This is a genomic window from Skermanella sp. (assembly GCF_059503625.1).
This window is the reverse complement of record NZ_JCACHA010001085.1, coordinates 1-5,614: the sequence shown is the minus strand read 5'-3', so window position 1 is coordinate 5,614 and position 5,614 is coordinate 1. Positions and strand designations below refer to the sequence as shown.

General features: G+C 63.3%; 6 protein-coding genes. 2 read left to right on the top strand and 4 right to left on the bottom strand.

What is annotated here, in order from left to right; translation table 11 throughout:
* Positions 1 to 34 precede the first annotated feature (34 nt).
* Entirely contained in the window at positions 35 to 883 is an 849-nt protein-coding gene (locus tag AC5JJ6_RS39115) for a sugar phosphate isomerase/epimerase family protein (RefSeq protein ID WP_496047219.1), read from the top strand.
* 10 nt (positions 884 to 893) lie between these two features.
* Here AC5JJ6_RS39115 and AC5JJ6_RS39110 read toward each other — a convergent pair whose 3' ends face one another.
* From AC5JJ6_RS39110 to AC5JJ6_RS39100, 3 genes are all read right to left on the bottom strand, one after another.
* Positions 894 to 2,114: an MFS transporter gene (locus AC5JJ6_RS39110; RefSeq protein WP_496047218.1), complete on the bottom strand. Its 1,221-nt coding sequence runs from the start codon at positions 2,112 to 2,114 to the stop codon at positions 894 to 896.
* 57 nt (positions 2,115 to 2,171) lie between these two features.
* On the bottom strand, positions 2,172 to 2,651 hold the full coding sequence (locus tag AC5JJ6_RS39105) for a hypothetical protein (RefSeq protein WP_496047217.1): 480 nt from the start codon (positions 2,649 to 2,651) through the stop codon (positions 2,172 to 2,174).
* A 112-nt stretch (positions 2,652 to 2,763) separates the two neighbouring features.
* On the bottom strand, positions 2,764 to 3,099 hold the full coding sequence (locus AC5JJ6_RS39100) for a hypothetical protein (RefSeq protein ID WP_496047216.1): 336 nt from the start codon (positions 3,097 to 3,099) through the stop codon (positions 2,764 to 2,766).
* Between the two features lie 192 nt (positions 3,100 to 3,291).
* Here AC5JJ6_RS39100 and AC5JJ6_RS39095 point away from each other — a divergent pair, with 192 nt between their 5' ends.
* On the top strand, positions 3,292 to 4,893 hold the full coding sequence (locus AC5JJ6_RS39095; RefSeq protein ID WP_496047215.1) for a DUF6538 domain-containing protein: 1,602 nt from the start codon (positions 3,292 to 3,294) through the stop codon (positions 4,891 to 4,893).
* Positions 4,894 to 4,938: 45 nt separating this feature from the next.
* On the opposite strand, the gene AC5JJ6_RS39090 is transcribed toward AC5JJ6_RS39095, so the two are convergent.
* On the bottom strand, positions 4,939 to 5,614 hold a 676-nt coding region (locus AC5JJ6_RS39090; protein WP_496047214.1), incomplete at its 5' end, for a hypothetical protein.

The following is a 5,614-nucleotide window of genomic DNA, read 5'->3' as shown; positions in this document are numbered from 1 at the left end:
CCAAGAAGATGTTTTTTTACTGAGGAGACTCCCTATGCAAGGTTTTGGCGTTCACACCAGCCTCTGGTCGCTCGACTGGACGCGGAAGGCTGCCGAGCTGGCGATCCCGGAAGCCGCGCGCTACGGCCTCGCCTTCGTCGAGATCGCCTTGCTCGATCCGCCGGCCGTCGATGCCGAGCACACGCGAGCGCTGCTCGACAAGCACGAGATGATCGCCGTGTGCTCGCTGGGCCTGCCGGACGACAGCCGGCCGACCAACAACCCGGACAAGGCGCTGGAATTCCTCAAGATGGCGCTGGACAAGACGGCGGCGACGGGAGCCAAGGCGCTGAGCGGCGTCGTCTACGGCTCGATCGGCGAGCGGACCGGCAAGGCGCCGACGCAGGGCGAGCTGGATGCGGTCGCGTCCGTGATGGAGAAGGCGGCGGCCCATGCCCGCAAGCTGAACCTGGAGATCGGGCTGGAGGCGGTCAACCGCTACGAGAACCACATGCTCAACACGGCGGACCAGACCGTTTCGATGGTGGAACGGATCGGCGCTGGCAACATCTTCGTCCACCTCGACACCTATCACATGAACATCGAGGAAAAGGGACTCGCCAACGGCATCCTCCGCGCCCGCGAGCACCTTAAGTACATCCACCTGTCGGAAAGCGACCGGGGCGTGCCCGGCACCGGCACCGTCGCCTGGGACGAGGTGTTCGGAGCGCTGGCGGCCATCGGCTTCAAGGGCGGCATGGCGATGGAAAGCTTCATCGAACTGCCGCCGCAGATCGCGTCGGCCCTGTCGGTCTGGCGTCCGGTCGCGCGCGACCGTCAGGAAGTGCTGGACGACGGGTTGCCGTTCCTCCGCAACAAGGCGCGGCAGTACGGGCTGATCTGAGCGGGCTGATCTAGGCAGCTCGCGGCGGCCGGGTGCGGAGCAGGGCGATTGCGAAGCCGGACGCCGACAGCACGGTGACCGTCAGGAACGCCGCGTAAGCGGCGTCCGCCCCTCCGGCATCGCGCAGGAGGGAGACGATGACGGGCGCCAGCGCCAGGGCGAGCACGGCGGGCGTCTGGAGGATGCCGGTAAGGGCGGCATAGCGGGCACGGCCGCCGATTTCCGCGATGGCGATGCCCCGCGCGATCGTCATGATGCCGTTGCCGGCGCCGTAGACTACCCCAAAGGCTATCAGCCCTGGGGTGGAATGCGGCAGCGCCCACAGCATGACGGACGAGACCAGCAGCATCGACACCGTGCTCAGACCGGCGCCGAATGCCGTGGCCTTCGATCCCAGCGCCATCAGGCAGGCGCGTCCCAGCAGTTGGGAAGGGCCGACGACGGCGAAGATCGCGGCCAGCGTGGTAGGCGGTATCCCCTCGGCGGCGAGCAGCGGGACGAAGTGGAAGGTGACGCCGGAAAGATACGCCGAGCCGGCGGTGAACCACAGCGCCAGCCCCAGCCAGATGCGCGGACTGAGGCCGGTGGGCGGCGGTGCGTCGCTGGCCGCTTCGGCATGTTCGACCGAATCCGCTCCGCCGTTCCCGGTCGGGACGAGCAGCGCATGCAGGATCATCGGAACAGCAAGGTTGATCGCGGCCAGACACAGCACCGCCTGACGCCATCCCAGCAGCTCGACGAACAGTTGAGTGCCGGGGACGAAGACCGTTCCGGCAAGGCCGCCGAGCAGCGTGATCGCCCCGACGGAGCGCCGGAAGTCCAGCGCCTTCCGCTGGGCGACGACCGTGAAGGCCGGCTCGTAGAGGACGAAGGCCTGCGCCACTCCCATGAGCACCCAGGCGGCCATGAGCTGCCAGGGCTCGTTGACCGACGACCACGCCAGGATCGAGACCGCGACGCCAAGCGACCCGACGGTCATGGACAGGCGGCCGCCATGCCGCTGCATCCAGAAACCCGCCAGCGGCGCGCAGATCGCCTGGGCGATCAGGCCGAATGCCGGGGCCATGTAGGCGGTCGTCCGCGCCCAGCCGAGTTCACCGATCATCGGGTCGATCACGAGCGGGAAGGTGTAGAACGTCGTGCCCCAGGAAATCAGCTGGCCTATGGCAAGGGCGAGGACCAGCACCCAGCCCCGCCCTGGTGCGGCGTTGCCCGCCGTCGTTGTCGCCATCGGCCTCTCCGGTTTTCTCGACTGCTACCGGCTAAAGGTTTAGGGGCACGCGAGGCGTCAGGCGAGAAAATAGAGAGCGATGGGCAGCAGGCCGAAGTAGCTCCAGACGGCGATGAAGATCCAGGGCGTGTGCTTGGCGAAGATCGTGCCCTGCTGAAGCCGCGTTTCCGGAGCAAGGTCCCGCTCGCCCACCAGGGGCTCGGAGGCGGACGTCAGGTAATAGCCTTCCATGCTCGGATCGCGCTGGAGAAGGTCGAACTGCCGCCGGTGCCACTGCTCGATCACGATATAGGCAGCCCGCATGCCGGGCAGGGCGCTGAACGACAGGATGATGCCGAGCAGCGCCAAACACGGCGGAAAGAGAAGGGTGAAGACGTTATGCCACTGCCCGATCAGCCCGCTCATCGCGGAGGCATAGGCGATCAGCAGGAACGACTGAGACGTCATGAAGGAACCGAGCCGGTTGCCCAGCAGCTCGCTCTGGAACTTGATCTCGGCGCGGTAGTATCGAAGAAGATCGGCGTTGGAATCCGGCAAGGGTGGAGCCTCGGGTCGTAGTTCTAATCTGCTGTCGTTGGGCTTAGAACCGACGAGCAGGCGGAAAATTCCGCGGCTGTCCCGGTTTGCTTTATCTCGGGTCTCCGACTGCTCACGCCATTCCCCCAAGGATCACGCAGCGCAGGTTGATGAAAGTCTTGCTGGGAGGGTCGACCCAGCGGTATCGGGAAAAGCAGGCGTGGGTCAGGCCGTCGGGCGATGACAGCGGGAGGATCGTTCCGGGATCGACGCGGACCCATAGGTCGTCGATCTCGATCTCATGGCCGGTTTTGGCGGAATACCGATGACCGACGCGCCGGCAATCGCCGTCGTTGCAGCAGGAAACGCCGCTTGGGGTCCGAAGACCCGAGTACCAGTCATGGGCCGCAGCGGGGCTTGCGACAAATGGGACGATCAGCAGGGAGATATGAACCGGGTTCAGCTTCATGACGTCGCTCCCCATTTATCCATCGTGGATCATGGCGGCTGCGTACTGAACGGTCCATAAAAAAAGGCCGGTGGAAAACCACCGGCCCAAGTCTAGGGAGGAAGTGCGTAAACCGCATGCTCCTTATATTATTGGCGTTCGTCGCCCATCTGGGCTACAAACTGGGATACTAACTGGTCTACGAGGTCGCTCATGAAATATCTGGATCTCAGGGGTTCAAACTACAGGTATTACCGCCGCGTTCCGAAAGCCGTCCGGGCACATTCGGACTGGGCTGGAAGGACGTTCGTAAAGGAGTCCCTCAGGACAGGCGATCTCCGAACCGCTGAACGGCGGTATGCTGCCGTACATGCTCGCGTCGAGGCCGAGTTTGAGAAGATCGAGCAAGAACTCCAGGCCGGGGACCAGCCGAAGCAGATCTGGCTGATGAAGGACGACGAAATCCGCCAACTGGTCTGGGCGGCCCTATACCTATGGAGCCGAAGCGAGGGAAAGGACCGGCCACCGACGCCCGAGGAGTTCCTCAATTTCATGGAGGAGGGCGGCAACACCAAGTTCTCGCCGCACCTCATCCAGCGGATCCAGGCAATGGTCCCACGATGGGCTGAGGTGCAGGCAAACGTGGATGCTGCCGTCCGGCCGTTCACTGACAATCCCGACGACAACCGGTTCCAACGCACCGCCGAGGACGTAGCGATGGCGTACGAGCAATACCGAGAGCCACTGCCCTTGCCCCCCGTCACCATGGCCGCGTTGACCGACTCCTATCTCCAGCACCCGGATCGGCAGCGGCTCGACGACGCGGCCCGCCGAGGCTACGTTGCGGCCAGCGAGATGCTGCGGGAGGTGATCGGTCCCGAGCGTTATGCCCACACAATCACGCGGTCCGACCTACGGCACTTTCAGGACGTGGTACTCGCCCTCCCGCCCAACGCCAAGAAGCGGCCCGAGTACCAGGACGTGCCATTCGCGGAGATAGCTGCCGACGCCAAGGCAAGGAGAGCCAAAGGGGATAAATTGCCGAGCCTTCGGCCGGAGGTCGCCAACAAGTACCTTTCTGCCGCGACCAGGATTTTCGCCTATGCGGTCCGGGAGAATATGATCGACCGCACGCCGGCCGAGGGCCTCGTGATCCGGACCTCCGGTTCAACCCGTACCGCGTTTACCCTGCCCCAACTCCGCCGGATGTTCCATCAGAACTACCCGCTGGTCGGCAATACTTGGATACCGCTGGTTGCCCTGTTACAGGGCATGAGGGGCAACGAAATTGCTCAGATGGATCTGACGGATGTCCGGCAGGTCAACGGTGTCTGGTGCTTTCACATCTCGGTTTGGAGCGAGGACGAGGACGGTACCCGGACCCGGAATGGCAAGTCCGTGAAGAACCGGCCAAGCGAACGGGTTGTACCTATTCACAAGAGGCTGATCCAGTTGGGCCTCCTCAACCATGTCGCCGAACGCCGGAGACTGGGTTCCGTCAAATTGTTCGACGTGGCCTTATGGGGGGACTCGTACTGGGACTCGGTCCGCACCGCCATGTACAAACTCATGGACGAGGCCGGCATCCGGACCGAGCACACGACCTTCCACTCGTTCAGACATGCCTGGAATACCTACATGAAGGACGCCGGAGCCGACCACCTGCACCGGCTTTTCATGGGCGGCTGGAGCATGCCAGACAACCAGGGCGACAGTCGGTACCTGTCCTGGATGGCGGTCGAACGGCTCCAGGAAACCCTGGATAAGTTGGATTTCGATTTGCCACTGTTCGAGAGGATCACTACAACGGCCTGACACAGTTGCTCAATAAGAGTCAGGGGCACGAGCCTAATTACGGTTTTATTGATCGGTGCGGGTGACTCGACCGACCCAACCGGCTGAGACTTCTAGTCGCCTTCCAATCGCATCCAGCGATAAGCCTTCCGCCCGTAGCCGGCGAGCTTTGCCTATGATGACCTCTCGATTGGCAACGGGCTTGCCTGCCTTGGACCGGAGCCTTCCACGCTCGCGGTCGACCATCAGGTTTGCGATTACGGCACCTGCGTCCTCAGGGCGTCCAGCCTCTATCCACGGCGTCAGGACTGCGGCTATTATTGACCCGCCGAGGCCGGTTGTTTTCCGAATGGCATGCCGCCCCATCCCGGTACGGGCTAGACCGATGATCTTCTCGGCTAAAATCGGCGTGAGCACACTGGGGGTTCGCCGGGCCGGTCTAGCAGCCGGGACCACACCTGTTGAGGACATTGGTGTTTGTGGCCCAAATGCGTTCCGAGCCGCGGCTTGGATCGCAACCAAGGCCGCATCCCGAGCCTGCTCGATCACCTGAACTGCGGCAGCGACCTTGGCGTCGAGGGTCACCAAGTTGGAAACCACAAGAGCATCGAAGCGGGCTTCAAACTCTTGGTTCCCCTCCCTCAGCCGATCAGCGGCAAGTCGAAGCCGCTCATGGTACTTCAAGTCGATCCGAATAGAAAAGGGTGGGTTCGGTATAGCTCGTCCTCCGCCATAGCCTGCT

What these genes read in the sequence shown, in the direction of transcription:
- AC5JJ6_RS39115 (WP_496047219.1), top strand. Translation starts at nt 35, where the DNA reads ATGCAAGGTTTTGGCGTTCACACCAGCCTCTGGTCGCTCGACTGGACG.
- AC5JJ6_RS39110 (WP_496047218.1), bottom strand. Translation starts at nt 2,114, where the DNA reads ATGGCGACAACGACGGCGGGCAACGCCGCACCAGGGCGGGGCTGGGTG.
- AC5JJ6_RS39095 (WP_496047215.1), top strand. Translation starts at nt 3,292, where the DNA reads ATGAAATATCTGGATCTCAGGGGTTCAAACTACAGGTATTACCGCCGC.
- AC5JJ6_RS39100 (WP_496047216.1), bottom strand. Translation starts at nt 3,099, where the DNA reads ATGAAGCTGAACCCGGTTCATATCTCCCTGCTGATCGTCCCATTTGTC.